General features: G+C 65.3%; 1 protein-coding gene. It reads right to left on the bottom strand.

Going from position 1 to position 1805, the window contains the following annotated elements; all coding sequences use genetic code 11:
• Positions 1-158 precede the first annotated feature (158 nt).
• Complete coding sequence (locus tag ACOVRJ_RS18345; protein WP_422045272.1) at positions 159-1508, bottom strand: ISL3 family transposase; 1350 nt, start codon at positions 1506-1508, stop codon at positions 159-161.
• Positions 1509-1805 lie beyond the last annotated feature (297 nt).

Genomic DNA, 1805 nt, shown 5'->3' on the forward strand with positions numbered 1-1805 from the left:
GCGTAAGCCTGGTTCGCGATGATGCACCATGTGCCGCGGACCAGGCTTACGCTGCGTGCCGTAGCGGGTCGGCTTGAACGAGGGGTTAGGCCTCACCGCGCGATGTCCATTACCGCGTGTGAAGCAATCTTGTCCCACGCGGAGCCAAGTTGACGGCTCTATGCCGTTCCGTGTGGAACTTGACCGCACATCCGATGCTGTGTCAGGCCCTCTGACAGCGCCTTGGCCGGCACGAAGGGCGATGCCGGCAAGTGGGTGAGCTTGCCCAGGCGCAGGTAAGCGATGGCGATGAAGTTGGCTGCCGTCCTGAAGCCGCGGGCCGCGCGCTTGGCTTGCTGCATCAGCCCGTTCATCGCCTCGACGAAGGCGTTGCTGCGGTGATCGAGCATGCCGCGCACGACTGGTTCGAAGTGGTCCCTGAGCGTGGCCGCCAGCCGCTTGAAGGGCTCCAGGCGACTGCGCCGCGCCCACGACAGCCAGGCCTTCAACTCGGCGCCAGCGAGCTCGGGTTGGTTGTGGCTGCGTGCGTTGGCGAACACCTCGCGCAGCGCCATCTTCAGCCGCCAGGCACGCGCAGTCTTCAGGTTTGCTCGCTGCAACCAGTGCATGGCTTGAAGCTGCGTGGCCGTCCAGCCCGAAGGATTCCTGCGCATGCCCCACAGGATGGAGCGGCGCTGCTTGGCCGTCAGCACGCCCAGTTCCTGCTGCACCTGCGCCTGCTCGGTCTTCCACTCGGCTGCGCGCACCTCGTCCATGGCTTCGCCTGCGAGCTTGACGACGTGGAAGCGGTCGTAGCTGACCAGCGCGTTGGGCAGGTAGGTGGCAGCCCCCTTGAGGTACGCCGCACTCATGTCCATGCAGACGTGGGCGATAGCTGTGGGCTCACCGCCGTGGGCATGCAGATCCTGCGTGAAGGCCTGAATCGTCTGGTGCTCACGTCCGGGCGTGCAGAACAGCAGCCGCTTGGCTTGCAGGTCGTGCACCACGGTGACGTAGTCATGCCCGCGGCGCAGGCTGGTCTCGTCGATGCCCACGATACGCACCTGGCTCATGTCCTGCTTGCTGCGCGCCTGGCTCACGTAGTGCTCGATGCGGCGCCACAACTGCTTGTCGCGCACCCGCAGATCCCTGGCCGCCTGGCGCACGGGCAAGTCCCTGCACATCGTCAGCGCCAATGCTTCAAACAGCAGCGTGAAGCCGCTGCCCTGGCGAGCCCACGGCACTGTCAGTTGCGTCGTCTTGCCGCAGGCCGTGCACCCCACGCGTGGCACCTCGGCGTGCAGCCACGCCTCGTACTGGAAAAAGTCCAGATGCCGCCACGAGCGCGGCAGCCGGTCATGCACCTTCTGCGAGGCCGCACCGCAAGCCGGGCACGCCAGCAGCGACTGCTTGCACTCGACGTCGAAATCGATGCGGTGCTTGGCGGTGTCAAGCCGAACATCCCGCACCACCCATGGTGCTTGCAGACCCAATGCGCCGGTGAACAGCGCCTCCACGCCAACGTTCAAATCCGTACTCCTGGCTACCGCCCCGTGGACATGTGGACAGGCTCAAAGGCAGCCTGCCCACATGCCCACCGGGCTCGACGACGACCGGCCATTCTGTCTGTTGGGTTCCACACGAAACGACGAGGGGCCATCTTGTGGGGGTGGAAGCAGCCGGGATCCGCATGGATACTGGGTTTCAAGCCAAAGCGCAGCAATCTGCACGAAAAGCACGACTAACCCGGGTTCAGGACGGCCGCCAACTGCATCGCCATCGCTTACCTGCGCCTGGGCAAGCTCACCCACTTGCCGGCATCGCCC

This window comes from Roseateles sp. (assembly GCF_049240545.1).
GTDB lineage: Bacteria > Pseudomonadota > Gammaproteobacteria > Burkholderiales > Burkholderiaceae_C > Paucibacter_A.